Raw genomic sequence first — 26,375 nt, forward strand, 5'->3', positions numbered from 1 at the left:
TGATACCAGGAGAAGTGTCATCAATATACGGAAAGATAATGTTCGGGGAAAAGTTTTAATCCATGTAAGAAGTATATTTGGTTGTCTCTTCATTAAATTTATAGCCAACTCCTTTAACCGTAATGATTTTTTCAGGTTCTTTTGGATCGTTTTCGATTTTCTTCCTCAAATTTGCGATATGCACTTTCACCGTTTTTGTATCGATTGCTACTTCATACCCCCATATTTTCGAAAGAAGATGTTCCGTACTCAAAACTTGTTTCGGATGGTTCATAAAAAATGCCAGAAGTTGAAACTCCTTTGCTGATAGATCGAGTTGTTTATTATGGAGAAAAGCTTCGTGTTGCTTTAAGTCGATCTTCAGCGACTGCGATGACAGAATACATGGTTCCGCTTGAATCATCGATACATGTTGTTTTAATTTTCTGTTTCTACGTAAATGCGCCTTGATTCTTGCAATTAACTCATTGGCTCTGAACGGTTTGCTGATATAATCGTCCGCACCTATACTGAGACCAATCACCTTATCCCATTCACTATCCTTACAACTCAGAAATAGAATGGGCACGTCTGTATATTTCCTTAATTCTTTGCAAACTTCATAACCTTCCAGATCGGGTAAGAAAACGTCGAGGATCACAAGATCGGGTTTTTCGTTTTGTACCTTTACGATCGCATCCTGACCAGTAGAAACGACATCGTAAAGAAATCTTTCTCTCTTCAAATACAACGCAAGCAACTCGCCAATTTCCTTTTCATCATCAACCACAAGTATGTATTCGCCTGCCATGCTCATTTCCTCCCTTTTTCACTCTCGCAACAAACCAAAATATATTATTTAATTTTATTTTTTCTGATATTTTACTTTCATTTTACCAAGCCTGCAATCTCTTTTTACCCGATTCAAGTAAGATGTACGCACAAAAGTTTAACTTTCAGGAAATGAGGGGTCATATGGTCAAAAGGTATCAAATGTTTATAGGCGGACAATGGAGAGATGGAGTTGAGGGTAAAACGTTCAAATCTTACAATCCCGCAACGGGAGAGGTGAATGGAATTATAGCGGAAGCTGACGAGAAAGATGTAGATCTTGCAGTGAAAGCAGCCCGCAGAGCGTTTGAATGGGGAACATGGGCAGAGATGACTCCAAGTGACCGCGGACGCTTATTGTACCGCGCCGCACAAAAAATGTGGGAGAAAGCGGATTTTCTTGCAAAAATCGAATCGATGGATAATGGCTTACCGATCAACGAGACCAAATGGATCGCCCTCCCCGCTACGATCGATGTATTGGAGTTCTACGCCGGGTTGGCGAACAAAGTACAGGGGGAAACATTGGCTTCACCCGGAATCCGCTTGAATTACACGCTGCGCGAACCTTTAGGAGTTATCGGTGCGATTGTACCGTGGAATTTCCCGCTTATGTTAACGATGTGGAAACTAGCACCTGCACTTGCAGCCGGCAATACGATTGTCATTAAACCCGCAGAGCAGACACCTATCAGCGTTTTGGAACTTGCGAAGATCTTTCAAGAAGTTGGTATTCCGGATGGCGTGATAAACGTCGTGCCTGGCTTTGGCTCCACTGCCGGTCAAGCATTAGCTTCACATCCTGATATAGATAAAATCGCATTCACAGGTTCGACATCGACCGGCCGTATCATCATGCAGTCTGCCAGCAAGCATTTGAAGCCGCTTTCCCTTGAACTTGGCGGCAAATCACCGAACATCGTGTTTGCTGACGCGAATCTTGAAGATGCGGTTAACGGGTCTATGTTCGGAATTTATTTTGCACAAGGACAGGTCTGTGCTGCAGGTTCACGCCTGTTCATTCAAGAATCGATCTATGATAAATTTATGGATCTATTTGTAAGAAGAGCCCAATCGATTCGCATAGGTAACCCTCTTGAAACGACAACGCAAATGGGTCCGCAGATTTCGGAAGAACAATTGCAGCGAATCGAAAAATATGTGGCAACCGGTCTTGAAGAAGGCGCTCGTTTGCTCACAGGCGGTAAGCGTTTTACCGATGCGGGAAGCGGTTACTTCTACACACCCACCATCTTCGAGAATGTAACGAATGAGATGACGATCGCACGAGAAGAGATTTTCGGTCCCGTTGTATCCGTCATCCGTTTTAAAGATGAAGAAGACGCTTTGGCAAAAGCGAACGATTCGATCTACGGATTGGCTGCAGGAGTATGGACAAATGACCTGAAGAGAGCCCATCGGATGGTACGACAATTGAAAGCAGGTACCGTATATGTAAACACGTATAGCATGTTAGACAGTGCGTGCCCGTTCGGAGGCACAAAGCAGAGCGGCTTTGGTAGAGAATTGGGGATACAGGCAATGGATATGTATACCCAGATCAAACATGTATGGTTGGACTTGAATAAGGAAGGATTTAATTGGTACGGATTCTAGTCTCGTTGATTACGATTCGTGTATTTACGCAAACCTATAAGGTTTCACATCAATAAGTAAGATAACACAATACGGAGGCCGATCATGAAGAAACGTAAAACCTTACCTGTGATTGTCATGGCTACGTTAGCGCTTTCAACAGCACCTGCTGTTTTTCTTAATCCCCATGCAAGCGCAGAAGAGCCGTCATCCAGTATAGCAGCACAATCAGCCCAGAAGGAAATTCCGTATGATCCTCTTAATCCTTTAAGTGCAGATGAAATTAATCAGGTACACTCGATTCTTCAAAATGAAGGGTATATCAAACCGAATACCCGATTCCAAGAGATCACCGTAAAAGAGCCCAAAAAAGAAGATGTTTGGAATTGGAAACCGGGAATAAAGCTACCACGACAAGCTTCTGTGGTCGTGCTGCAAGGGAAACAAGTCATCGAGGGCGTGGTCGATTTAGACAGCAAGAAGGTAATCTCTTGGAACGAAGTTAAGAACGTACAGGGAATGATCTTGCTTGATGATTGGACCACTGCACAACAAGCAATTACCAGCAGCGACGAGTATAAAAAGGCTCTTGAAAAGCGGGGAATTAAAGATATCAGCAAGGTTATCGCCACTCCGCTCACTGTCGGCTATTTCGGCCCGAACGATGTAGATCCACACAAGCGATTGCTGAAAGTAGTAGCCTACTTGGACACTGGGGACGGTAATTTCTGGGCTCACCCAATCGAAAATCTCGTTGCGGTCGTTGATTTGGAACAGAAGAAAGTAATCGAGGTTCAAGACAAAGGCGTAATACCGATTCCCATGAAAAATGACGGTTATGCGAACGGGGACAAAGACAGCAAGAGAGAACCTCAGAAACCTCTTGAAATTGTTCAACCGGAAGGTCCCAGTTTCACGGTCAATGGAGATGAAGTGAAATGGCAAAACTGGACTTTCCATGTCCGCCTGGATCCACGTGTCGGTCCAGTCATTTCGACGGTCACCTTCAATGATCACGGCAATATCAGAAAAATCATGTACCGCGGGAACCTCGGGGGTATGACGGTTCCCTACGGTGATCCCAGTGTAGGTTGGTATTTTAAGTCCTATATGGATTCCGGAGAATACGGAGTTGGCAATTTGGGAAGACCTCTCGCTCCCGGGACGGACGTGCCGACAAACGCCAAATTCTTCGACGCGACTTTGGCTGATTACCAAGGAAAACCTTACGTCGTGCATAATGTCATGGCATTGTTCGAACGTGAAGGGGGGCCGGAATGGACACATAATGATTTCGTCACCGGAAATACAGAAAGCCGCGACCGGCGCGAGTTGGTCTTGCGCTTCATCTCCACGGTAGGAAACTATGATTATATATTCGATTGGGTCTTCCAGCAAAATGGTACCCTGCGTATCGACACCGGCGCTTCGGGAATTGAAGCGGTCAAGGGCGTCAACAGCAAAACGATTCATGACCATCATGCCGAAGAAGATACGCGAAACGGCACATTGATCGATCAGAATCTTGTCGCGGTTTATCATCAACATATTTTCAACTTCAGGCTCGACATGGATGTGGATGGACAGAATAACTCAATCGTTGAGATGACGCCAAAAGCTCAGCCACTAAATAACGACGGCCCGCGTAAGAGTGAAATGATCGTTGATGAAAAAATCGATAAGACTGAATTGGAGGCGGCACAGAAGTGGACCGACCCAAGCAAGATCGTGCTGGTTACAAACCCGGAAAAGGAAAATAAACAAGGGTATCCAACAGGATATCAGATCATTCCCTATGCAGGAGGCACACAGCCATTTGCCGAAAACCCGCTCTTCACCGAAGACGACTGGCCTATAAAACGGGTACAATTCACGAAAAATCATATCTGGGTAACGCCCAATAATGAAAATGAGATGTACCCGGAAGGCAAATATATCAATCAAAGTACGGAAGAAAGAGGCTTAGGCCTGTGGACTCAACAAAATCGCCCGATCGTCAACACGGACGATGTCGTTTGGATTACGACAGGTATCACCCACATTCCGAGAGCGGAAGAATGGCCGATCATGCCTACGGAATGGGTATCAGTCATGTTGAAGCCGTTCAACTTCTTTGATCGTACACCGACCCTCGACCTTCCCAAGAAATAGAGCTGATGAAGAGAACTCAGTTGGAAATGAATCTGTCATTTCAGGACATCCATCGGGATGTCCTTTGTTTTCTTGATCTCCCCTCCCTCCTCAAGCTTTTCCCCTTTCTTGTTTCATTCCGAGGATCCTTTCTCAACCAATTAAAGATTTTTTTCATTCAATAGGTTTATAATCTCCCATTCTTGGCAAATCTAGTAACACATCTACTTGAAAGGGAGATGAAACGATGCGAAAATGGTTGATTCGAATTCTACTTATACTATCAATCCTGTTTGTTCCCGGTTATCAGTCGGTATATGCCGCTACCCTAGATGAACATGCGAACATGGTTGCACCCGAGTTTGTCTTTTTTGGGTTGACGCCTTTAAAACAGCAAAATCAATTACCGGTTACAAACCCTCAACAGAACCTGGCATTGGCAAAGGGGCCTATCAACCCGGATCAGGCAATCGCCTCTCTGACAAATCACGAGCCATCGGCTCTTCAATCATCTGCAACCGCAGAAGAAACGACAAACGCGGGTACAAACCTGTTCATGAATTACACGGTGAAACCGGGCGATTCTCTGTATTTGATCGCAAACATGTTCAACACGGATGTACAAACTCTCATGTCAATTAACTCCATCGCGGATTCAGGGCTGATCCACGCCGGGCAGGTTTTGCAAATACCTGTGAAAGAGGCTGAAATGCCCCAAGCGCTGTCCGGTCAGATCTCCACTGTCATAACAGCAACGTTGACGGCTTATACCGCAGGCCCTGAATCGACGGGGAAACGTCCGGGTGACCCTGGTTACGGGATTACCGCATCCGGCACGACCGTGATGGACGGACGTACGATTGCCGTCGACCCCGAGCAGATTCCTCTCGGTTCAAAGGTGTACATCGAAGGCATCGGTTTTCGCGTGGCTGAAGACACCGGCGGAGCCATTAAGGGAAATCGCATTGATGTATATATGAGCAATTTGAATGACGCGATCCAGTTTGGGGTCAAAAAAGGAGTCAAAGTGTACGTGCTTTCCACCCCGAAAAGCAGGTCTCTCTGATACCATTAAACAACGTCTATTGGAGCACTCTCAAATAAGATTGAGCGAGTTACGGAGAAGCTTTTTCGGCGACGGGAAGTATCAAACGTGGTATCAAGTTAAAAAATGCTGTCGCAAGCATTGTGGCGTGCGACAGCATCATTCACTTGTATTCTATTCGTGCTTTTGACTTACCAGATGGATTGATTGGAAGAACATGTGCCCAATCTTATAGAGAGATCCGCCGATTCCTGATTTTTTGATACGTGGTCGCCGCGACATAGATGAGGGTTTCTACTGTTGCGATATAAAACGTCACGGGTGCATTGGTATAATACCCCAAGAAGAGTCCTACCCAGACCCCAATCAGTGCGAGGAACGCGGCATAAAGCATCATCCTTGGGACGCGGTGCGTCAAATGGCGCGCGGACGCGGCCGGAATAATCGTCAACGTAAACACCAGGAGCGTACCCATCAATTGCGCGGCTCCTACGACCGTGATCGATAACAGAAACAAAAAGACGGTCGAAATCATACGAACAGGCAATCCTTTCGCTTCCGCCCCGGCAGGGTCAAACGTATCAAAGAGGAGCATGCGATAACCAAGAAAGAGCACGACGAGAACAGCGGCTGAAAGACCCATCAGCTCATAAGCCTGCGAGCGACTGATACCAAAAATACTGCCGAAGAGCAAATTGATGACGGATGAAACCTGCTTCGTCGCTAAAGATAAAAACAGGATGCCAAGGCCCAAAAAGAAACTTAACACCACGCCGTTTGCCACATCCCGGCGAAAAACCTTCAGGCCGAGTTGGGCTAAAACCATGGCGCTGCTGACCGTAAAAAGAAGGAAACCGTACAAAGGATTCCAACCCAAATAAACGGCCATCGCTGCTCCTGAAAAACCGATGTCCGCAAATGTATGTGTAATGAATGATAACCCCCGTGCGATGACAAACACGCCAACGACTCCCGCGAGGATCGCCACTATGGAACCGGCAAGAAACGCGTTTTGCATAAAGGGATAAGCAAAAATATCCACAAGCATATCTCCTTACTTTACGAAGGATAATGAACGCAGATGGGAGGGGCTTTTTCGTCCTCATCTGCCATGGAAATCATGATCTCTCCACTTGCATAAGAAACTTTCATGGGTGTTCCGTAAAGTCTTGTCAAAACCTCCGCGGTGAGGACTTCCTCAACCCTACCGTATGCGTAGTGTCCATGAGTCAAATAGAGAATTCGGTCGGCATAGCGTGCCATCAGATTGATATCGTGACTGATGAAAACCACCGTCATGTCACGTTCCTTGCGCAGCTGATCAACAAGAGCGGTCAGCCGCTCCTGCGCGCCCGGATCCAGATTGGAGGTCGGTTCATCCAACAGAAGACAACGGGGATTTCCTAGCAACGCTTGTGCAAGGAACAAGCGTTGACGTTCACCTCCCGACAGTCGGCCGATGGGTTGATCGGCAAACACTTCCGCACCCACCTTTTGGATCACTTCATCGACAGCTTTTTTCTCTTTCCTTGACAACCACGGACGAAACGATTTCGGCAAACCGAAAGAAACAAACTCCCTCACGCTGATCGGTGTTTCCGGATCAAAATGGCGGGCTTGCGGCACATAACCGAGCAGGGAGGCGATTTTTTTTCTTCTCGTTTCCCCCAAGACAGTCACAGTACCCGCTTGCGGTTGGATCAAACCTAACAACAGGCGCATGAACGTTGTCTTGCCCGCTCCGTTGGGGCCGATTACGCCTAAGAATTCACCGTGGGGAACACTGAAGGTCAAATCCTGCAGAACCTGCCGCCCACCTAACCAGACATCAACATCTTTCACTTCAATATCATTGACCACGGATCGCACGCTCCAATTCGTTCAACTGATCCATCATCCATGTGATATAGTCTTTCCCTTCCGGTTCCTGTTCCGTCACGGAAACGACGGGTACACCGCTTGCTTTGGCGATTTGTACAAAGCGATCGACATCGCGGTTCTTCGTTTTCTCATTGTAAATAAAAAGACGTACCCGTTTCGTTTGCAGATCGTTCTCAATCTGTTGCACATCGGCCGGGGACGAATCCACCCCATTGAAAACGGCTGTTTCGAAACGCGTATTTTTCGGTTGCAAATTCAGTTCTTTCGCCATGTAGTCAAAAACAGGTTCCGATACGTGAATCGGCAACGGTGTCGCTTGACGCAACGATTGAATCTTTTTCTCTATGGGCTCTAATTTTTTCTTGTATGCATCCGCATTTTTGCGGTATTCTTCGCGGTGCTGCGGATCCAATGTACCGAATCGTTCTGCCAGCGCGTCAGCCAACTTGGGCATCGTTGACGGATCGTACCAGATGTGTACATTATCCCCTTCTTTGTGACCTGTTACATCAGTGCCTACCGCCATTTGCATACGGTCATCTCTTTTTGAAGCGTCCATCAGTTTCGTGACCCAATTGTCGTACCCCAATCCGTTATAAATCACGACGGAAGCCCGGCTGATCAATTTTGCATCCTCCGCTGTCGGTTCAAACGCTTCCGGATCGGCGACTCCGTTATTTAAGATCGACGTGACCTGCACGTACTCCCCGCCAACCGCTTGTGCCACTTCCCCATAAAAATTTTCAGCAGCTACAACCTGAATTTTACCATCTGGCGCAGCAGGCGATGGTGTTGACTTCGATATCGCACACCCGACTCCAACAGTACATGCGAAGGAAAGAAGCACAAACGCCGCAGCGGCCTGTTTCAACTCTTTACGCAACAAGATAACACCCCTTCAACCATCACCCTACCATGTATATCATAATGATTCCGATTTATATCGAACAACGTATATAGTAATCGTTACGATTTATGCAGTCAATCCGATCCATACGTAACACAAAGGCTCTACTTCCCATTCTAACCGTATTTCTTCTTCCTACTCTTTCTAAATAAGAATCCATATGATTTTCGAAAAAGAAATAGGCTTACATCAGATGCAAAGATGTAAGCCGATTTCCATTATTTATATTCCCTTACGCGATCTTTTTCTCATCCAGCAGGGAATGGTTTTTCATTTTGTTTTTGAAGTTCATATAGAGATAGAACGGAATACCTGCGAGCATCATCAGACAACCGTACATCACCGTTTCCGCTCCTGAACCGTATATCGTCCATGCGGCATATATGAATCCCAAGAGCGGTACGAAAGAACTCTTGATAAAGCTCCACAGGTTCAATTTTTTCACTCCCTGTATATGCAACAACACATCGGAAGCTGCCGTCATCGCGTATACAGGAAGATAAGAAAGTGTAGCCAGCAAAGTAACAAAATTAAATGCGGCATTCAAGCTCTTCGTATAGTTCATCAAGAGCATGACATTGACCAATATAGAACCGATGATCAGTGACATATAAGGCGTCTTAAATTTCGGGTGCACTTTTGCGAAAATCTCGGGGAATATCGCATCCTCCCCAGCAGCATAAGCCAACCTTGCCGTGGATAAGAGCCAGCCGATCGTGGTGCCCAGAATACTGATGATGGCACCGACCGTAATGACTGTGGCCATTCCGCTGCCGAAGTAACCGGAAAGAATATCGGCGATCGGTGCTTTGCTGTTTGCCAACTTGTCTTGCGGCATGGCGCCCATTGCGAAAAAGTTGATCGCGAAATACATGAATGTTGAAATCAGAATTCCCAGGATCGTGCTTCGTTTCACGTTCTTTTCGGGATTCTTGATCTCTCCCGCGGCGATCGACGCGCTTTCAAGCCCCAAAAAGGCCCACAAAGTGGATGCCGCAGCCGCGGAAATCGTTTCGGTTCCTTTCCCTGCAGGGAATAACGGAGTGATATTCGCGACATTGAAATGTACTGCTGCCGCGATGACAAAAAACAATAAGAGAACGATTTCAAACGCAGTGATCGCGGTCTGTACCTTTCCGGCCACCCGGACTCCCAGGATATTGATGATGGTAAAAATCCATAAGACCGCACTTGTGAATACAAATCCTGCCAGATGATTCTCGCTGATCACCGGAAACAGGCTGCCGACATAACTGGCGACAGCGATCACGACGGCTGCATTTCCGATCCACGACCCGTTCCAGTAAAGCCATGCGTTCATGAAGCCGACAAAATCTCCGAATGCCACTTTCGAATATTCATAAGGCCCACCCGTCTTCGGGATCTTCGACCCCAAGTTCGCGAAAGACAAGGCCAGAAAAATCGAGCCCAAACCTGTCAGGATCCATGCGATCATGCTTGCGCCTGGGCCCGATTTTTGCGCGAGCGTCGCCGGAAGCATAAAGATACCGGAACCCATGATATTACCGGCGACAAGTGCTGTTGCTATGAACAGTCCGATGTCTTTTTTTAATTGTGTTCTCTGTTCCATGTTGTCCCTCCCGCCGATATGTTCTCTCCCGAAAGCGAACGCCTAAGATGAGCAAACAAAAAACCCCAGGCAGTCACTCAGGGTACTGGAACCAATATTTTAATACTTTACCAAAATAAAGCGTCAGAACATACTTATACTCTGACTTAAATATCAATGAATGACATTGACAACTTATTATTAACTAAAATTATAAATGAGTCAATAGATCCATTTAAATTTTAAAGGTGTGCCGTCAGATCGATCACACACCGGCACACCTTTATATTCCGTTCTATTTTACCAAGCTCTTATTTATACAACCTCTTCTCCAGTTCCGCTTTTTGCGCCTCGAATCCCGGCTTCCCGAGAAGCGCGAACATGTTTTTCTTGTACGCTTCTACACCCGGCTGATCAAAAGGATTCACTCCCATGAGATAGCCGCTGATTCCGCACGCTTTTTCGAAGAAATAAACCAGGCTCCCAAAGCAATATTCATTGATCTTAGGCACGCGGACAACGAGGTTAGGTACTCCTCCGTCTGCATGAGCCAACAACGTTCCTTCAAAAGCTTTCTTGTTGACAAAGTCCATCGTCTTGCCCGCGAGAAAATTCAGGCCGTCGATGTTGTCTTTGTCCTCTTCGATGGTGATATCTACTTTCGGTTCTTCCACATGGATGACCGTTTCAAAAATGTCAAGGCGTCCTTCCTGAATGTATTGGCCCATCGAGTGCAGATCGGTCGAAAAGTCAACGGATGCAGGAAAAATTCCCTTACCATCTTTTCCTTCGCTTTCTCCAAACAATTGTTTCCACCACTCGGAGAAGAAGTGGAGAGATGGCTCATAATTGACGAGAAGCTCTGTCGTATATCCTTTCCGATACAATGCATTGCGGACCGCCGCATACTGGTACGCCGCGTTGTTGGCGATGTCCGGTTCCGCGTACAAACGGGAAGCATCCAAAGCCCCTGCCATCATCTCTTCGATATTCGCCCCGCTGACAGCGATGGGAAGAAGACCTACAGCCGTCAATACGGAATATCTTCCCCCTACATCGTCAGGGATCACAAACGTTTCATAACCTTCCGCATCCGCCAGTTTTTTGAGAGCGCCTTTTTCCCGGTCTGTCGTCACATAGATCCGCCCGCGCGCACCTTCTTTGCCGAATTTCTTTTCTACAAAATCTTTGAAGATACGGAATGCAATCGCCGGTTCAGTCGTCGTCCCCGACTTAGAGATCACATTGACAGATATGTCCATGTCCTCCAAGAGTTCCAAAAGGTGTGTGAGATACACGGGACTGATTTGATTTCCTGCAAAATAGATGGCAGGTGTCTTACGCTTCCCTTTAGGCAATAGATTGTAGAAAGAATGGGACAACATCTCGATAGCCGCACGCGCCCCGAGATAGGAACCGCCGATACCGATGACGACGAGCGCGTCGGAGTCTTCTTGAATCTTCTTTGCCGCCCGCTGAATACGCGCAAACTCGTCCCTGTCATAGTTGTCCGGAAGGTTGAGCCAACCGAGATACTCATTTCCGGAACCCGTTTGATTATGTAGCATCTCATGGGCCGTACGAACCGATGGTTGCAGATAAGCAATTTCATGTTCATTGAGAAAAGATAACGCATTCGAATAGTCAAAGCGAATCTTTTGCATATACGCTCTCCCTCCAAATCGATGGAAATCAAACTTTATTTTACCTCATTTTTATAGTCATGTTCGCTTATTTTCTCATGATCTGCGAACCATTCTGCTTCAACCACAATTCACATTCTTTATAATTGGGACATCTCAATGCAACGAGGTTCCAAAATCGCTGCGAATGATTCATCTCATTCAAATGGCAGAGCTCATGAATGATAATATAGTCGATCACTTCAGGCGGGCACATCATTAACCGCCAATTAAAGTTAAGGTTCCCAAGTGTGGAACAACTCCCCCACCTCGTTTTCTGCCCCTTGATAAAGATTCTGTTAAATGTAAGCCCTTCACGCACCGCCAGTTCGTAGACGCGCTCGGTGATTACTCTTTTGGCCTCCATACGATACCAATTCTCGATTGCCTCCCTGAGCACGACGGGCATCTCTTCGTTTGAGACCGAGAAAGGCACAAGAGCTTCCAATCTTTTTCCATGCAAGCGGATCAACGGCCGCGCAATCTCATCGTGCGAAACTTGGAGTAACACCTCTTCCCCCATGTACAAAAAGGGTTCTCCATTTTGGTACGTGTGTTGCCAATGTTGAGTCGACTCCTGTTTGAGTTGTTCTCTCTGGAAAAGGATCCATTTTTTCTTTTTTGATAGAATGTCTTCAATGGTTGAGAGAGAAACATGCGCAGGTCGCGTTACAACCAGGGAGCCGTCGGGACGGATCTCGATGCGTACATATTTGGCACGTTTGCTTTCTTTCACGAGATATGGGATCGTTTGTCCGTCGATTGTCCAGACATGTTCGTGATGAGCTTGAGAATATTTGCTGAAATGTGACACTCTCTTCACCTCAATGATGGCGGTGTGTCCATTGAATCACCACCGTGTCAATCTTTTATCAGGATAATATAAAAAAGGGGTTCCCTTAACCAGGTTCCCCTTTACAAATACGATTTTTTCTTGGAGTCATGTCTTCCTTTTTGGAAAACGCTTTAACAACAAGCAGTTGAACGAAGAGTTGGAATGGGAGACAAGCAACGTTTACCGGAAGAAGTGAAAATGCGTTTGTATTCGATTTCACCTTCAACCTCGATGTTTTCACCGACAGCCTTCGTCATCGTGGAATCGGTGCATAAAATCGGGATGATTTTAATCGACTCGCCATTGATGATTATGGAATTCTCAACTTCCAGAAATGTAATGCAATTAATGCTTCCATCTTCATGATCAAAATAAGGCCTTTTGCGTACGATCTTGCCTTTGATCTTCATTCTGTCTCCCCCCCTTCGGAATCTACAAGAGTTATAATATTCTTTTTATTCCTTTCTGTTTTAATGTACCTCAATTATTATAAATCAGTCAACTCAAAAACCATATTCTCTATATCTATAGCATCGAAAACTTGATTTCATCATAGAGTTCATACAAGGATTATATGATAGCAGAGTTCGTGAAAAAAGGAGTATTCAATGAAGAACCTGACGTTTCTGCGCGGAACGATTCTACTAACAACTTCCGATATCGTGAACCGAACGCTCGGGCTCTTTTTTCAATCGATGATGATTCGCCACGCAGGAGCGGAATCACTCGGTCTTCTCCAGATGAGCCTCCCCTTACTTTCCTTATTAGCGACATGTATTTCAGCAGGTTTTCCAACAGCCATTTCCAAATTGATCGCAGAAGCGCATGTGACAATCGACCGTGCGAGAATCCAGCGGATTTTGCTGGTTTCTTTCTTCTCTTCCACCTTCTTTGCTATATGCACTGTATTCGCGGTATACGTCATGCGGGATTGGCTTCTGCCCATGTTCTTTCATGATCAGAGGGCGATCCGCCCATTTCTTGTCATGCTTCCTGTTCTTCTCTTAACCGGGTGGACCGCTATTCTGCGCGGTTATTTTTACGGCTCGCAACTCTTTCGCCCGCCAGCCATCGCTTCTGTATTGGAACAGATTGCACGCATCCTATTCACCTTCTTTTGTTTTCATGTGGATAAGCCGAATCATGTGATCACCGGAGCGATTGAAGGAGCACTGAGCCTTGTCATCAGTGAATTAGCAGGCTGTATCTATCTAGCGTACAGTTTCAGCAAGTCTATGTTATGGAAGACCAAGGGAAATAAGAGATTAATGACTTTTAGATGGCTGCAAACATTTATTCAGTTATCTGAGCTATCCCTCCCTATGACGGGCAATTCTGTTGCAAGCGTCCTCATGTATACTTTCGAGGCATCATTGATTCCGGACAGCCTGCAAAATGCGGGATGTATGCCCTCACAGGCAACGGCTTTGTTCGGTCTCTATACCGGCGTCGTCATTCCCGTCTTTTTCTTTGCGACCGTTTTTAGCGATTCGCTCGGAATGACGCTCATTGCGTCCGTAACAGAAATGCTTGCGAGCGGGCAGCATTTGTTGGTCAAACGCCATCTATGGCGGATCATTCGCATCGTGGCGGCATTTTCGCTTGCTTATTCGAGTTGCTTGATGCTGTTTGCAACCCCGCTCACCCGTATTCTGTACGACACACCTGAAGCAGGAATCCTTTTGATGCACATCGCCCCTTTTTTGTTTTTTGTTTGTATGCAATGGCCTCTTGCCAGTGTACTTCAGGGATTGCAACGTTCAGGGCTCGTCTTGGTTCATTCGATCATCGGGGATTTCGTCCGCCTGATTCTGATCATACTCTGGGGATCGCGCCCATCACTCGGAATCTATGGAGTCCTTTGGGCATTCAACGTGGCAAACGTTTTGATCACTTGTTTACATGCAAGTGCCGTCCGCCGTTTGATCATGATCAGGTATGACTCGAAGAGAATGTGATATCTGTACAGGGATATTTTCGATGAGGATAAAAATTTCTTAGCAAGGAGGCAATTTCACTCATGCCGCTTAATTGGCATAATCAGAGGATGAATACTTTCTTGAAAATCTGTAGTTTGGCGGGCGTATGCTTTGCGTTCGCGCTCCGTGAAGGTCGTCATTGCGGGCATATGCTTGGCGTTCATGCTCCGTGGAGGTCGTCTCGCTTGGAATAAGTTTAGTTGTTGCGAGACGACCTCCAAAGTCGCTGTTTCACGCCAAGCATATGCTCCTTTAACATTCCAATGGAAGCGAGACGATCTCCAAAGTCGCTGTCTCACGCAAAGCATTACGCCCACCAAAAGACACTTTTCATCCTCTGAGGGCGCGGCTTGATGCATAGTTAGCTTTCTTGTATACTTCTGTGGTTGCCACAAGAAACTGAGTAGCTTTTGGGTGGGTTGTATCGCTTTGCAGCGCAGAGGTGAGTTGAAGGTCGTTCCGCAAAGTCTGGTAAGAATCCGAGCGGAACGACCTTCATCGAACCCAAGCGCAAAGCGATACACCTACCCAAGCACTATTTCTCAAAGTAGATCCAAGCCTAGCGACCGTTGTCTTCTTATGACCTTAACACCATTTCCTCCATCCGACCTGCCGTCACATCTTTGTACACCCGATCGATCATACCGCTCCCCAGACACACTTCCCCCTGGTAGAAAACGACCGCCTGTCCCGGGGTGATCGCCTTTTGCGGTTTGGCAAAAATCACGTCACACGTATTCCCGGATTTCAAGTGCACCGTTACCTCTTGATCCGGCTGGCGATAACGAAACTTCGCCGTACAGGTAAACGTGGACGGTTTTTCCCGTTCGCTGACCCAATGGACGTCTGAAGCGAATAAGCCTTGTGAATAAAGGCTGGGATGTTCGGCTCCTTGCTCTACGTAGAGGATGTTTTTTTCCACGTCCTTTCCTACCACAAACCATGGTTCACCTGTACCGGAACCTCCGATTCCCAATCCGTGCCTTTGTCCGATCGTATAATACATGAGACCTTCGTGTCTTCCTTTGTATTCGCCCGAGAGCGTTCTCATCTCACCCGGTTTGGCCGGTAAGTAATTTTTGAGAAATTCCTTGAAATTCTTTTCACCGATAAAACAGATGCCCGTACTGTCTTTCTTTTTTGCCGTTGCCAAACCCGCTTCCGCAGCGATTTCCCTCACTTGCGATTTGGTTAAGTGACCCAGAGGGAACATCGATTTGGACAGTTGATACTGACTCAATTGACTCAAGAAATACGATTGGTCTTTGTTAGGATCGAGTCCGCGCAGCAAGCGGTATTCCCCATCGACAAAATCAATCCGTGCGTAATGGCCGGTCGCTACATAATCGGCTCCGAGGCCCAATGCTGCATCAAGAAATTCTTTGAATTTGATCTCTCGATTGCACAACACGTCGGGGTTTGGAGTGCGGCCTTTTTTATATTCATCGAGAAAATAGGTGAATACTTTCTCCATATATTCCTTCTCAAAATTCACCGAATAATACGGGATGCCGATCTGTTCGCAAACTTTGCGCACATCATTGAAATCATCAGTAGCTGTGCAATGTCCGAACTCATCGGTGTCATCCCAGTTTTTCATAAAAACGCCGATTACGTCATATCCTTGTCGTTTCAATAACAATGCGGTTACAGAAGAATCTACGCCGCCGGACATTCCTACGACAACACGAGTTTCTTCCGGCCTTTTGTTCATCTGCGTAATCCCCTTCCTTTCTTGCGTCTCTATTCATTTATAAGAACCCATAGTTTTTGAATAGGTGTTTCTCTTCATGGCAAGAAGGTTCCCGATCGTTCCGTACCTTGTCTTCATTGAATCCGAGAACCAAATTTTATCCCCACGCATCGATGTTATAAGCAGTAAGCGTGTAATAAGTAATTCTATACTATCATTCCCTTCACTTCAACAGATCATGAAAGACGCAGGAAATGAACGTAATCAAGGTGTATTTTTAACGGCATTTGAAGCGATTCAGAAATTTTCCTAACCGAATTATCTTTCATTTCTGTCATATACATGCTACCATTTATAAAAATAACCTACATCGTTTAAGTTCCATGTAGTTTGCAAAAAGGAGAAAAGAGTTATGCGCAGTGACATGATTAAAAAAGGGATTGATAAAGCACCTCACCGCAGCCTTTTAAAAGCAACAGGTTTGCGTGACGAAGATTTCGACAAACCGTTTATCGGAATTTGTAATTCATTTGTTGAAATTATACCCGGGCATATTCATCTTCAGGAATTTGGGAAATTAGTAAAAGAAGCCGTTCGAGAAGCGGGCATGATCCCGTTTGAATTTAATACCATTGGTGTCGACGACGGGATCGCAATGGGACACATCGGCATGCGCTATTCCCTGCCCAGCCGCGAGCTGATCGCAGACTGCTTGGAAACAGTCGCACAAGCCCATTGGTTTGACGGCTTAATCTGCATCCCGAACTGTGACAAAATCACTCCCGGTATGATGATGGGCGCCATGCGCGTGAACATCCCAACCGTCTTCATTTCCGGTGGACCGATGGCCGCGGGAAAAACGAGCAAAGGAGAAGTCGTCGACCTCGTTTCCGTGTTTGAAGGCGTTGGCGCTTATCAAGCGGGCAAAATCTCTTTAGAGGAACTGAAAGATATTGAAGATCACGGTTGCCCCTCCTGCGGATCCTGTTCGGGGATGTTCACAGCGAACTCTATGAATTGTCTCAGCGAAGCGCTCGGGATCGCATTGCCCGGCAACGGTTCGATTCTGGCAACTTCTGAGGAAAGAAAAGAACTGATTAAAAAAGCGGTACAAGCATTGAAACATCTGATTGAGATCGATCTCAAACCCCGTGATATCGTTACGATGGAAGCGCTGGACAATGCGTTCGCGCTCGATATGGCGATGGGCGGATCGACGAACACCGTTTTGCACACGCTCGCAATCGCTCGTGAAGCAGGGATTGAATACCCCATGTCCCGTATCGATGAAATCTCGCGTCGCGTTCCCTATCTCTGTAAGGTAAGCCCTGCTTCCAAATGGCATATGGAAGATGTGCATCGCGCCGGCGGGATCAGCGCGATCCTTAAGGAACTGAGTCGCAAGGAAGGTGTCTTGAATCTCGACTGCATGACGGTTACGGGAAAAACGCTTGGAGAGAATATTGCCGATGCGGAGATTAAGGATCCGAAAGTGATCAGAACGATTGAAAATCCTTATACTCATGAAGGCGGTCTGCGCGTTCTCACCGGAAATCTCGCTCCCGACGGCGCCGTTATCAAGAGCGGTGCAACGGAAGTCAAACGCTTCGAAGGTCCATGTATCATCTTTGACTCTCAAGATGAAGCGTATGATGGAATCATGAGCGGGAAAGTGAAACCCGGCCATGTCGTGGTCATCCGCTACGAAGGACCGAAAGGTGGTCCCGGAATGCCGGAAATGTTGGCTCCCACTTCGGCGATCACTGGAATGGGACTTGGAGCAGAAGTCGCTTTGATAACCGATGGCCGTTTTTCAGGTGCCACCCGCGGGATCAGCGTCGGTCATATCTCACCGGAGGCGGCAGCTGGCGGTCCCATCGGTTTGCTGCAGGACGGTGATATTGTCGTAATCGACGTGGAAGAACGCCTCCTGGAGGTTCAATTGGATGATGAAGAATTGGAACGCCGTAAAGCCAACTGGAAACAACCAGAACTGAAAGTAAAAACAGGCTGGCTTTCCCGTTACGCAAAATTAGTCACTTCTGCGAATACAGGGGCTGTCCTGAAAGTTTAAAAATCTCTTTGGAACCTTGTATAGGATAGACTGAACGAAAGGAACAGTCTATCCTTTTTTAACGTTTGCGACAACAAAACCCCTCGTAGCAAAACCTCGAATCTGTAAGCAAGAAAAGCTTGAAAGCCCTTTTTTTTCGGATATCTTTCGCGAATCGAACGTTTTTCAAGATTGCTCCTCTATCGATAACGAAGTAAACTGAATGCAGCCATTCCATATCGGGAGGATCACTATGACATCCGCGTATTTGCTGCTTTTGATCCCCGTTTTTATCTGGGGGAGCAATTTTGTCGTCGGCAGTTGGCTCGTCGGTCAATTCCATCCCCTCGCTCTGGCGGCGATCCGAATTCTGTTCACATCTTCGTTCCTGCTCGGCTTTGCTTACTTCACACATCGATTGGTACGCATTAATAATCGAGAATGGATCTATCTCATTCTTATCGGATTGATAGGGACAATGCTCAACCAGACGTTTTTCTTTCAATCATTGACCTATACGAGTGCGACAGAAGCCGCTCTGATCATGTCTCTAGCTCCTATCGCCACTAGCATTCTCGCCTATTTCTTCCTTCGTGAACCTCTCACGATTCGTATGATCCTTGGTTCCATCATCGCTGTGATCGGCGTTTATATGCTCGTTGCCTTTGGCAAACAACAAGTTGCCATAGGATTGGGCGATGTATTGGCTGGGGGTGCGATGCTCACGTTTGCGATCAGCTTGATCTTGATCCGTAAACTCACACAGACATTGGAGTCGATACCCACAACGGTATATTCCACCGTTTTCGGGGCCTGCATGTTCGTACCTTTTGTTCATGTCAATGATCAACATCCTTTGCTCGCACATTCCGTGTGGCCTTGGATTCTCGCCGCTTTGTCCGGTATTTTGTCCCAAGGCGTGGGTGGGTTATTGTGGAACAAAGGAATCACGATCATCGGGGCTTCCAAAGCTTCCATTTTACTCAATCTGCAACCGTTCGTTGCCATGATTATCGGATATATCACGTTGGGGGTTCCAGTCACTCGTTCGCAAATCATCGGAGGCACGCTCATCGTACTCGGAGTGATTCTCGCCACTTTAAAGCTTCAGTCACTCAAGCATAAATCGAACAGTCTGCCAATGGTTCATCCGTTGAGTCAATCCAAGCGTTAAGTTAACGAATTCGTATGCGCAACCGGCTCAAGGATCGGTTGCGCTGTTTTTTTATCGTTTTGGAATAAATAAAATGTTGTTTTGGAAGGAACCTTTTTAATACTCATGGGATGGAATGGGTTTCATGAGGTATTATAGACGTGAATTTTACTCATAAAAGAAGGCAGGTATACAGTATGAAGAAAATATTAGTGATTACGACGGGCGGTACGATCGCCATGGCTGAGGACGAACGAGGAACGGTTCAAGTACAAGAGAAAAATGTCCTTCTCAATTGGCAACGGCTTTTGCACTCGACTGCTGACGTCACGTTTTACTCCTTTCGAAACAAACCCAGCGTTCATTTGGATACACAGGATTATACAGAACTGCTTACGATTTTGCAGCGAGAATCCTCCCGTTATGATGGATTCGTCATTACACACGGAACGGATCTTCTCGAAGAAACCGCTTATTTTATCGATCTTACGTTTGCAATGACTGAACAGATCCCCGTTGTCTTTACTGGTGCGATGCGTTCATCCAATGAAATCAGCAGCGACGGTCCCTATAACTTACTTTCCGCCGTACGTGTCGCGTCACATGAAGAGTCGGCAGGCAAGGGTGTCCTCGTCGTGTTGAACGGCGAAATCCATGCAGCCCGATATGTACAGAAAGTACATACTTCCGCAGTTGACACATTCCGTTCCCCGGAAATCGGACCTGTTGGTTTCGTACGTAAAGACGGGGTACATTTTGTGTTTGAAACATGGAAGAGAGATTCTCTCGCATTTGCAGGGAAGTTTGCCAAAGTCGGCTTGGTGAAGACTGCGTTCGATATGGATGCCGATCTGATCGACTGCATGATTGGCGCTGGATATCAAGCGATCGTGATCGAAGGAGTTGGACTCGGCCACGTAACGCCCAAAATGACCGAAGGAATCGAACGGGCCATCGCTCAAGGAATACCTGTCGTGATGACCAGCCGATCCCCCGAAGGAGCAACAGCTCCCGTTTACGGATATCTTGGCGGAGGGCAAGACCTCCATAAACGCGGCGTCATTTACACCAACGGATATCCTGCCCATAAGGCGCGGCTCAAATTAATGATCTATCTGGGAAATCGTAAGAGAGCTACATCTGATGAGTTGAAGGAATTGTTTCAGTGAAAAAACAGCGGACTGACTCCAGCCGAATGAGCAGTTCCCGAAAGAAAAATTTTACGGGAGGGTGTACCCTCCCGACTTATTCCCTAACTTCCCTTACGTGCACGGGCAGAATAATGTCAACGGTCGTCCCCTTATCTTTTTCACTGCTGATGTGAATACACCCTTGATGTGTTTCAATGATTTTATAGCAAACCATTAATCCCAAGCCTGTACCCTGTTCTTTCGTGGTGAAAAACGGATTCCCGAGTTTGGGAATCAGTTCTTCCGGAATCCCGCACCCCTGATCGACAAAGCGGATCAGTACCTTTTCCGAGCTGTACATTTTCATTTGAATCATCAAATCTCCGCCATTAGGCATCGCTTCAATTGCATTCTTCAGAATATTAACAAAAACTTGTTTTAATTGATTTTCTTCACACGTGACCAAAGGGATATCACTTTCAAATTCCGTCCGTATTTGGACATCATTCATAATCGCTTGCGTTGTCAACAGGGCAACGACATGTTGCATCAAAATTCGAATGTCTTTCGGTTGAAAATTTGAAACCTGCGGTTTTGCAAGCAGCATAAATTCATTGACGATAAAGTGAATACGGTCGAGTTCGGATAACATGATTTCGAAATACTCCGGTTTGTAGTCCGGATGATTTTCTGCTTTCGCCTGTAACAATTGAACAAAACCTTTTAGGGCTGTCAACGGATTACGGATCTCATGCGCGACTCCCGCAGCCAATTCGCCAACAAGGGAGAGTTTATCCGCCTTGCGCAACAGTTCCTCTGTACGCTTTCGCTCTGTAATATCTCGCGCCACAAATACGATCTTTGAAACTTCTCCATTTTCCTCGATGACAGGAGCACCGTTGGCTTCCATAGTGATCCAATGTCCGTCCGCATGTTTGTACCGAAGTTCAGCTTGACGCGGCGTTTTCGTGCGAATCATTTCATGAAATAACCTCTTAGCTCGCGGGAGGTCTTCCGGATGAACCTTTTCAAACAAGAACTTACCCATACAGTATTCTGGAGGATCTCCAAGAATCGTTTGATAGGAGGGTGAGATATATGTAACGATACCATGAATATCGAGAACACCGATCAAATCTGTCATGTGCTGTTCTATGATACGGTAATTGGCATCCCTTTCACGCAGCGCTTGTTCCACCCGTTTCCTTTCCGTAATATCCCTGCAGATCAGCAGAACAGCCGGTTCTCCCATGTAGGTGATGCGTACCGGTAAAACTTCAATATCGATCACCTGTCCGTCCGAGCGTATCAATTTCTCTTCAAGAATTTCAACCGTTTCATTTTTTTCGATTTTCCTCACTCGTTCGGCAACAACATCCCGATAACCCGGATGAACAAAATCTAAAATCGGTCTGCCGATGATCTCCTCCTTGGAATCGGATCCCATTAATCGTAAACCGGCAGGGTTTATGTAAACGACTCTTCCCTTTTGGTGAACAGCTATCGGTTCAGGAGAAAACTCAAGTAAATTACGGTAGCATTCTTCGCTTTCTCTCAATTGTTGTTCGATCTGTTTCTGTTTTTGAAGATATTCTTTTAAACTCTGAACTCGAAATCTACGCCCTTCTGTATCCCTTGTACTCATTCCTCTTAACCTCTTTTGTTTTCATGCGTTTACATAACCCCTATTAATCCTACTTATAATAGTAGCAGTTTTTTTACATTTCCCCAATATCTATCGTTCACATTCCCATACATTTTTCGTAAAAGGGATTGAAAAATGTTAGACGATCACGAGCCATTTCCTTATAATAGTCTAGGGTGAATGACGTTGACTTGGGACGTTTTCAATATCATTGGCACGATCGCATTTGCTCTTTCCGGTGCGATCGTGGCAATGGAAGAAGAATATGATATTCTTGGCGTGTATGTTTTGGGATTCGCAACAGCTTTCGGCGGAGGCATCATTCGCAATTTGCTAATCGGTGTACCCGTAACAAATATTTGGAATCAATCGACTTTATTTACCATTGCTCTCTTATCAATGACCATCGTGTTCTGTTCTCCCGGATCTCTGATACATCGCTGGAAACGGTGGCTTAACTTTTTCGATGCGATCGGTTTGTCCGCTTTTGCTATACAGGGGGCTTCTTATGCCCACTCCATGCACCATTCGATCAGTGCCGTCATTATTGCAGCCGTTATGACGGGGATCGGTGGGGGTCTGATCCGCGACCTCTTGGCCGGGAGAAAGCCGCTCGTTTTGAGAGATGAAATCTATGCGGTATGGGCCATTTTCGTAGGACTTGTGATCGGCCTTGATCTGGTGCAAAATGCATGGCACACGTATCTGCTTTTCGTCATCGTCGTGTTGTTGCGATTGCTTTCCATCATTTTCAAATGGAACTTACCCCGACGGGCCTTGTCACGTTGAATGCTTTTCAGGGTTTATTTTTGCTTGATCGTTCGACCAAGGCCCACCCACTCACTCGTTTTCCCATTGTAATAGACCCATAGGGCATTGAAGAAAAGGAGGGCGCTTGTTGAAAAAAACACGTAGTGGATCCCCGCGTGTGCAGCCATCTGCCCTCCCAAGATAGGCCCCGCAATATTGCCCATATACTGAGCGGACTGGTTGTATCCAAACACCCTTCCGGCGAGGGAGTCCGGTATCATCCTCTTCATCAAGGCGTTCACAGACGGAAGCAAGCCAGCGGCCGCTACGCCGAGAACAAAACGGAGAGCCATGAGTTGCCAAGGATTTTGAACATAGGCTTGCGGAATGAAGACGATCGCGGCTACAGTCAATGCTGCAACCAATACCTTTTGCGGGCCGATGCGGTCCGCCAGTTTTCCCAAACGGGGAGCGGCAAAGACATTCGCAAAACCGGAGGTGGCCACCACGACACCGGAGATGAACGCTACATGTGACGTATCATGAAGCAGTTGTTTCACATAGACGGTGATGATCGGTTCGATCGACAAATTGGCCAGTTGCAACATAAACGAGGTAACAAAGAGAGCCAAGACGAAACGACGCTTGGGTAGGGACTGCCATACTTCCCGCCCCGATAAGCGTGCGGTCTTCATCGGCTTGAAGTTTTCCTTCACAAAAAAAACCGTGACCAGAAACGCGAGGAACATAAACCCGCCCGTTACGAAAAAGATATGACGGATACCGATGATTTCCGCTAGATAGCCCCCGATCAATGGCCCCAATAATGTACCGCCCACTTGACCGGTGGATAACGTGCCTAACGCCCACCCGGCGTGCTCCTTCGGGGTTTGTGTGGCGACCAGAGTGATCGATGCGGAGATATACCCTGAAACAGCCCCCATGAGAAAACGCAGCCCCACCAGTTCATAAACATTTCCGACCAGGCCCATCGTAGCCATGACAAGCGCCATTCCGAGGCTCGCACGGATCAGCATCAGTTTTCTCCCGTGTATATCAGCCAGCCGCCCCCAAACCGGTGAAACGATGGCAGCTAAGAGAAAAGTAGCACCAAAGGCGACACCTGCCCACTGCTCCACACTCTCTGTCACATGGACACCGAGTTCTTCAATATATAACGGCAAAAACGGTATCACAAGACTCATTCCGGCAGTCGTGATAAACGATCCAAACCAGCAAATATAAAGATTTCGTTTCCAAAGCGGCATATCCATTCCTTCATTTCATCGATTCTTTCATTCGTATAACATATATTCAGTGACACGAATAAAAATGTCAATGGAAAGGACTGTACGGTCGACAGTCCATCCACTTAGCTTGCCATACGATACCGAAACAAACGCGTACTTAAAAATAACATGACAAGAATCGCACTTGTGAGAACTCCCCAATCCAGTATGAGATGATAAGGCATATCAAGGAGAAGTCCACGTAATGCGTCTACAAGATAACTCATTGGATTCATGGTGGCTACAACTTTTAACCAAGTGGGCATGATGGATATCGGATATAAGGCGTTCGAGGAGAAAAAGAGCGGCATGGTAATCAGTTGGCCGATACCCATCATTCGTTCACGCGTTCGCATTAAGGAAGCGAGCACCATCGACAGCCCTGCAAAAAAAGCAGCACCGAGAATCACTGTCAGTATAACACCCACGATATGGCCTATTTTCCAATCCAGATGAACGCCGATTCCCATAGCTACGAAGCAGATGATCACCGCCTGGGCGAATGCCCGAACGGAGGCGGCCAGCATTTTACCCAGAATGAAAGCAGAGCGGGATATCGGAGTCGAGAGGAATTTTTGCAACACCCCCATATCTCTCTCCCAGATGATTGTTATTCCATAAAAGATCGAAATAAAAGTGATCGATTGCGAGAGAATGCCGGGCGTCAAAAATGCCAGGTAACTGACATGTCCGGTGGGAACCGCCCGCAAGCGACCGAACGCCTCACCGAAAACCAGCAACCAAAGTATAGGTTGCACGGCCCTCATGATCAATTCGAAAGGATCTTTACGAAGTTTCCGAATTTCAATTTCCGCGATTGTCCACACATGCAAGGAGTAAAGCAGTACGGCGTTATTACGCTTACCCAAGTCGTCTCGCCGTTCGACGGCTTTGAAAAACATCTTTAATCTCTCCTTGTTGGTTTTCGAAGGATCCGGCAAAATGAGCAAAGATGTCATCCATACTCGCTTGCTGGTTTCCCATTTGTTCACGAAGCTGCTCAACGGTTCCCAATGCGGCAATCTGACCTTTGCTCATAATCGCAATCCGTCCACACAACGCTTCTGCTTCTTCCATGTAGTGGGTTGTTAGAAAAATCGTCATTTTGTGTTCCCGTCTCAACTCTTCGATATGATTCCAAACTCCCCGACGCGCTACTGGATCCAGTCCTACGGTAGGTTCGTCAAGAAATAATACTTGCGGTTTGTGAAGGATCGCCTGGCCGATCTCCAAACGTCTAATCATTCCTCCCGAATAGGTTTTCGCAGGCCGGTCAGCCGCTTCTTCGAGCCCCATCATCACAAGAATCTCCTGTATGCGGCGCTCCCGTTCTTCTCGCCCAAGCCCGTAGAGCTTGCCGAAAACGAGCAAATTTTCATACCCCGTTAACGTTCCATCGACCGACAAAGCCTGCGGGACGTAGCCGATCGAAGCGCGGATACGGCTCGCATGTTCGTTGAGTCGAAATCCGCAAATTTCAACATCTCCTCCGTCAGCAGGTATAAGTGTTATTAACATTTTAATCGTGGTTGACTTGCCTGCACCATTGGGACCTAACAGCCCAAAACATTCACCCTTGCGAACAGAAAAATCGATACCTTGAACAGCATGAACTTTTCCGAAACTTTTCGATAATCCTTTGACCTTCACCGTATATTCGGTCATTTTTCTCCCTCGCTTTTGGAGAAGTAATTCGCGACTTTTCTCAATAACTCGATAAAGATTGTCTGTTCTTCATATGTCAGTTGATCAAACGGCTCAGATAGCCTTTCCATCCACAAGGCTTCGACCTGTCGAATGAGTTCGGCACCTTCTTCCGTTAAACGAACGATTTTCGCGCGAGTATCGGTTACATCGGTGACACGATAGACTAAACGCTCTTTTTCGAGCCGATCAAGCATTTGCGACATCGTGCTCGGTCGAACATTTAAATGTTCTGCCAGTTGCCCGATGGTGCATCGGTCACTCCGCTGTATATGTCGCAAAATGAGCCATTGTACTCGCGTCAACTGTTTTTCTCCCTGAACAAGGGATCCTCTTCTCAGGTGACGATTGATGGTTTGTAAATAGACTAAAAATTGTTCGAGTGATTTTTTCTTTTCCAACATCCTGTTCCTCTTTTTTATATTTATTTAGCGACACTATCTAAATTCGATTTACTATCATTATATAACGATCCTTTATAAAAAATCACCAATTATTTTAATACATTAAAGCATATATGCGA

The 26,375-nt window shown here is 46.5% G+C and carries 22 protein-coding genes; 8 read left to right on the forward strand and 14 right to left on the reverse strand.

Going from position 1 to position 26,375, the window contains the following annotated elements; translation table 11 throughout:
- Window positions 1–55 precede the first annotated feature (55 nt).
- A complete protein-coding gene (locus DNHGIG_RS03290; RefSeq protein WP_282198319.1) occupies window positions 56–790 on the reverse strand; it encodes a winged helix-turn-helix domain-containing protein in 735 nt (244 codons plus the stop codon).
- A gap of 164 nt (window positions 791–954) precedes the next feature.
- On the opposite strand from DNHGIG_RS03290, the gene DNHGIG_RS03295 reads away from it, so the two are divergent.
- The 3 genes from DNHGIG_RS03295 to DNHGIG_RS03305 all read left to right on the forward strand — a co-directional run bounded on the left by DNHGIG_RS03295 (window position 955) and on the right by DNHGIG_RS03305 (window position 5,602).
- Window positions 955–2,427, forward strand: coding sequence for an aldehyde dehydrogenase family protein (locus DNHGIG_RS03295; RefSeq protein WP_282198320.1), 1,473 nt, complete (start codon window positions 955–957; stop codon window positions 2,425–2,427).
- Window positions 2,428–2,511: 84 nt separating this feature from the next.
- Window positions 2,512–4,557, forward strand: a complete 2,046-nt coding sequence (locus DNHGIG_RS03300; RefSeq protein ID WP_282198321.1) for a primary-amine oxidase — start codon at window positions 2,512–2,514, stop codon at window positions 4,555–4,557.
- A 226-nt stretch (window positions 4,558–4,783) separates the two neighbouring features.
- Window positions 4,784–5,602 (forward strand): 3D domain-containing protein, encoded by an 819-nt coding sequence (locus tag DNHGIG_RS03305; protein WP_282198322.1) that lies wholly within the window; start codon window positions 4,784–4,786, stop codon window positions 5,600–5,602.
- A gap of 208 nt (window positions 5,603–5,810) precedes the next feature.
- On the opposite strand, the gene DNHGIG_RS03310 is transcribed toward DNHGIG_RS03305, so the two are convergent.
- The 7 genes from DNHGIG_RS03310 to DNHGIG_RS03340 form a co-directional block, all read right to left on the reverse strand.
- A complete protein-coding gene (locus tag DNHGIG_RS03310; protein ID WP_282198323.1) occupies window positions 5,811–6,623 on the reverse strand; it encodes a metal ABC transporter permease in 813 nt (270 codons plus the stop codon).
- 17 nt (window positions 6,624–6,640) lie between these two features.
- Window positions 6,641–7,441 carry a metal ABC transporter ATP-binding protein gene (locus tag DNHGIG_RS03315; RefSeq protein ID WP_282198324.1) on the reverse strand — a complete coding sequence of 267 codons (801 nt, stop codon included), beginning with the start codon at window positions 7,439–7,441 and terminating at the stop codon, window positions 6,641–6,643.
- Entirely contained in the window at window positions 7,431–8,348 is a 918-nt protein-coding gene (locus DNHGIG_RS03320; protein WP_282198325.1) for a metal ABC transporter solute-binding protein, Zn/Mn family, read from the reverse strand. Before DNHGIG_RS03320 ends, DNHGIG_RS03315 begins: the two co-directional genes overlap by 11 nt.
- Before the next feature lie 253 nt (window positions 8,349–8,601).
- The gene (locus DNHGIG_RS03325; protein ID WP_282198326.1) at window positions 8,602–9,960 is read right to left on the reverse strand and encodes an APC family permease; all 1,359 of its coding nucleotides are present in this window, start codon (window positions 9,958–9,960) and stop codon (window positions 8,602–8,604) included.
- A 290-nt stretch (window positions 9,961–10,250) separates the two neighbouring features.
- Entirely contained in the window at window positions 10,251–11,603 is a 1,353-nt protein-coding gene (locus DNHGIG_RS03330; protein ID WP_282198327.1) for a glucose-6-phosphate isomerase, read from the reverse strand.
- 67 nt (window positions 11,604–11,670) lie between these two features.
- Window positions 11,671–12,435 (reverse strand): M48 family metallopeptidase, encoded by a 765-nt coding sequence (locus DNHGIG_RS03335; RefSeq protein ID WP_282198328.1) that lies wholly within the window; start codon window positions 12,433–12,435, stop codon window positions 11,671–11,673.
- Between the two features lie 152 nt (window positions 12,436–12,587).
- The gene (locus tag DNHGIG_RS03340) at window positions 12,588–12,866 is read right to left on the reverse strand and encodes a hypothetical protein (protein WP_282198329.1); all 279 of its coding nucleotides are present in this window, start codon (window positions 12,864–12,866) and stop codon (window positions 12,588–12,590) included.
- A 198-nt stretch (window positions 12,867–13,064) separates the two neighbouring features.
- Here DNHGIG_RS03340 and DNHGIG_RS03345 point away from each other — a divergent pair, with 198 nt between their 5' ends.
- Window positions 13,065–14,414, forward strand: a complete 1,350-nt coding sequence (locus DNHGIG_RS03345; RefSeq protein ID WP_282198330.1) for a polysaccharide biosynthesis protein — start codon at window positions 13,065–13,067, stop codon at window positions 14,412–14,414.
- Window positions 14,415–15,012: 598 nt separating this feature from the next.
- Here DNHGIG_RS03345 and mnmA read toward each other — a convergent pair.
- Window positions 15,013–16,149, reverse strand: a complete 1,137-nt coding sequence (mnmA, locus tag DNHGIG_RS03350) for a tRNA 2-thiouridine(34) synthase MnmA (RefSeq protein ID WP_282198331.1) — start codon at window positions 16,147–16,149, stop codon at window positions 15,013–15,015.
- Window positions 16,150–16,540: 391 nt separating this feature from the next.
- Between mnmA and ilvD the strand changes: the two genes are divergently transcribed.
- The 3 genes from ilvD (at window position 16,541) to DNHGIG_RS03365 (ending at window position 20,503) form a co-directional block, all read left to right on the forward strand.
- Window positions 16,541–18,202: a dihydroxy-acid dehydratase gene (gene ilvD, locus DNHGIG_RS03355; RefSeq protein ID WP_282198332.1), complete on the forward strand. Its 1,662-nt coding sequence runs from the start codon at window positions 16,541–16,543 to the stop codon at window positions 18,200–18,202.
- Between the two features lie 232 nt (window positions 18,203–18,434).
- On the forward strand, window positions 18,435–19,355 hold the full coding sequence (locus tag DNHGIG_RS03360; protein ID WP_282198333.1) for a DMT family transporter: 921 nt from the start codon (window positions 18,435–18,437) through the stop codon (window positions 19,353–19,355).
- Between the two features lie 176 nt (window positions 19,356–19,531).
- A complete protein-coding gene (locus DNHGIG_RS03365; RefSeq protein ID WP_282198334.1) occupies window positions 19,532–20,503 on the forward strand; it encodes an asparaginase in 972 nt (323 codons plus the stop codon).
- 76 nt (window positions 20,504–20,579) lie between these two features.
- Here DNHGIG_RS03365 and DNHGIG_RS03370 read toward each other — a convergent pair whose 3' ends face one another.
- Window positions 20,580–22,109 carry a PAS domain-containing sensor histidine kinase gene (locus DNHGIG_RS03370; RefSeq protein WP_282198335.1) on the reverse strand — a complete coding sequence of 510 codons (1,530 nt, stop codon included), beginning with the start codon at window positions 22,107–22,109 and terminating at the stop codon, window positions 20,580–20,582.
- A 186-nt stretch (window positions 22,110–22,295) separates the two neighbouring features.
- On the opposite strand from DNHGIG_RS03370, the gene DNHGIG_RS03375 reads away from it, so the two are divergent.
- Window positions 22,296–22,898 carry a trimeric intracellular cation channel family protein gene (locus DNHGIG_RS03375; protein WP_282198336.1) on the forward strand — a complete coding sequence of 201 codons (603 nt, stop codon included), beginning with the start codon at window positions 22,296–22,298 and terminating at the stop codon, window positions 22,896–22,898.
- Between the two features lie 14 nt (window positions 22,899–22,912).
- Here the strand turns inward: DNHGIG_RS03375 and DNHGIG_RS03380 are convergent, their stop codons facing one another.
- The 4 genes from DNHGIG_RS03380 to DNHGIG_RS03395 form a co-directional block, all read right to left on the reverse strand.
- Window positions 22,913–24,127: a multidrug efflux MFS transporter gene (locus DNHGIG_RS03380; protein ID WP_282198337.1), complete on the reverse strand. Its 1,215-nt coding sequence runs from the start codon at window positions 24,125–24,127 to the stop codon at window positions 22,913–22,915.
- Between the two features lie 104 nt (window positions 24,128–24,231).
- Window positions 24,232–25,050 (reverse strand): ABC transporter permease, encoded by an 819-nt coding sequence (locus tag DNHGIG_RS03385; protein ID WP_282198338.1) that lies wholly within the window; start codon window positions 25,048–25,050, stop codon window positions 24,232–24,234.
- On the reverse strand, window positions 25,010–25,813 hold the full coding sequence (locus tag DNHGIG_RS03390) for an ABC transporter ATP-binding protein (protein ID WP_282198339.1): 804 nt from the start codon (window positions 25,811–25,813) through the stop codon (window positions 25,010–25,012). The genes DNHGIG_RS03385 and DNHGIG_RS03390 overlap by 41 nt, the downstream gene beginning before the upstream one ends.
- The gene (locus tag DNHGIG_RS03395; RefSeq protein WP_282198340.1) at window positions 25,810–26,256 is read right to left on the reverse strand and encodes a MarR family winged helix-turn-helix transcriptional regulator; all 447 of its coding nucleotides are present in this window, start codon (window positions 26,254–26,256) and stop codon (window positions 25,810–25,812) included. Before DNHGIG_RS03395 ends, DNHGIG_RS03390 begins: the two co-directional genes overlap by 4 nt.
- Between the last annotated feature and the right edge of the window lie 119 nt (window positions 26,257–26,375).

It is taken from the genome of Collibacillus ludicampi (assembly GCF_023705585.1).
In the GTDB taxonomy this organism is placed as follows: domain Bacteria; phylum Bacillota; class Bacilli; order Tumebacillales; family BOQE01; genus Collibacillus; species Collibacillus ludicampi.

Excerpts from the sequence above, each read along its gene's own strand:
- mnmA (WP_282198331.1), bottom strand. The coding sequence starts at position 16,149 with ATGAACAAAAGGCCGGAAGAAACTCGTGTTGTCGTAGGAATGTCCGGC.
- DNHGIG_RS03295 (WP_282198320.1), top strand. The coding sequence starts at position 955 with ATGGTCAAAAGGTATCAAATGTTTATAGGCGGACAATGGAGAGATGGA.
- DNHGIG_RS03395 (WP_282198340.1), bottom strand. The coding sequence starts at position 26,256 with ATGTTGGAAAAGAAAAAATCACTCGAACAATTTTTAGTCTATTTACAA.
- DNHGIG_RS03385 (WP_282198338.1), bottom strand. The coding sequence starts at position 25,050 with ATGTTTTTCAAAGCCGTCGAACGGCGAGACGACTTGGGTAAGCGTAAT.
- DNHGIG_RS03305 (WP_282198322.1), top strand. The coding sequence starts at position 4,784 with ATGCGAAAATGGTTGATTCGAATTCTACTTATACTATCAATCCTGTTT.
- DNHGIG_RS03380 (WP_282198337.1), bottom strand. The coding sequence starts at position 24,127 with ATGCCGCTTTGGAAACGAAATCTTTATATTTGCTGGTTTGGATCGTTT.
- DNHGIG_RS03340 (WP_282198329.1), bottom strand. The coding sequence starts at position 12,866 with ATGAAGATCAAAGGCAAGATCGTACGCAAAAGGCCTTATTTTGATCAT.
- DNHGIG_RS03290 (WP_282198319.1), bottom strand. The coding sequence starts at position 790 with ATGGCAGGCGAATACATACTTGTGGTTGATGATGAAAAGGAAATTGGC.
- DNHGIG_RS03300 (WP_282198321.1), top strand. The coding sequence starts at position 2,512 with ATGAAGAAACGTAAAACCTTACCTGTGATTGTCATGGCTACGTTAGCG.
- DNHGIG_RS03390 (WP_282198339.1), bottom strand. The coding sequence starts at position 25,813 with ATGACCGAATATACGGTGAAGGTCAAAGGATTATCGAAAAGTTTCGGA.
- ilvD (WP_282198332.1), top strand. The coding sequence starts at position 16,541 with ATGCGCAGTGACATGATTAAAAAAGGGATTGATAAAGCACCTCACCGC.
- DNHGIG_RS03325 (WP_282198326.1), bottom strand. The coding sequence starts at position 9,960 with ATGGAACAGAGAACACAATTAAAAAAAGACATCGGACTGTTCATAGCA.
- DNHGIG_RS03365 (WP_282198334.1), top strand. The coding sequence starts at position 19,532 with ATGAAGAAAATATTAGTGATTACGACGGGCGGTACGATCGCCATGGCT.
- DNHGIG_RS03345 (WP_282198330.1), top strand. The coding sequence starts at position 13,065 with ATGAAGAACCTGACGTTTCTGCGCGGAACGATTCTACTAACAACTTCC.
- DNHGIG_RS03330 (WP_282198327.1), bottom strand. The coding sequence starts at position 11,603 with ATGCAAAAGATTCGCTTTGACTATTCGAATGCGTTATCTTTTCTCAAT.
- DNHGIG_RS03370 (WP_282198335.1), bottom strand. The coding sequence starts at position 22,109 with ATGAGTACAAGGGATACAGAAGGGCGTAGATTTCGAGTTCAGAGTTTA.
- DNHGIG_RS03360 (WP_282198333.1), top strand. The coding sequence starts at position 18,435 with ATGACATCCGCGTATTTGCTGCTTTTGATCCCCGTTTTTATCTGGGGG.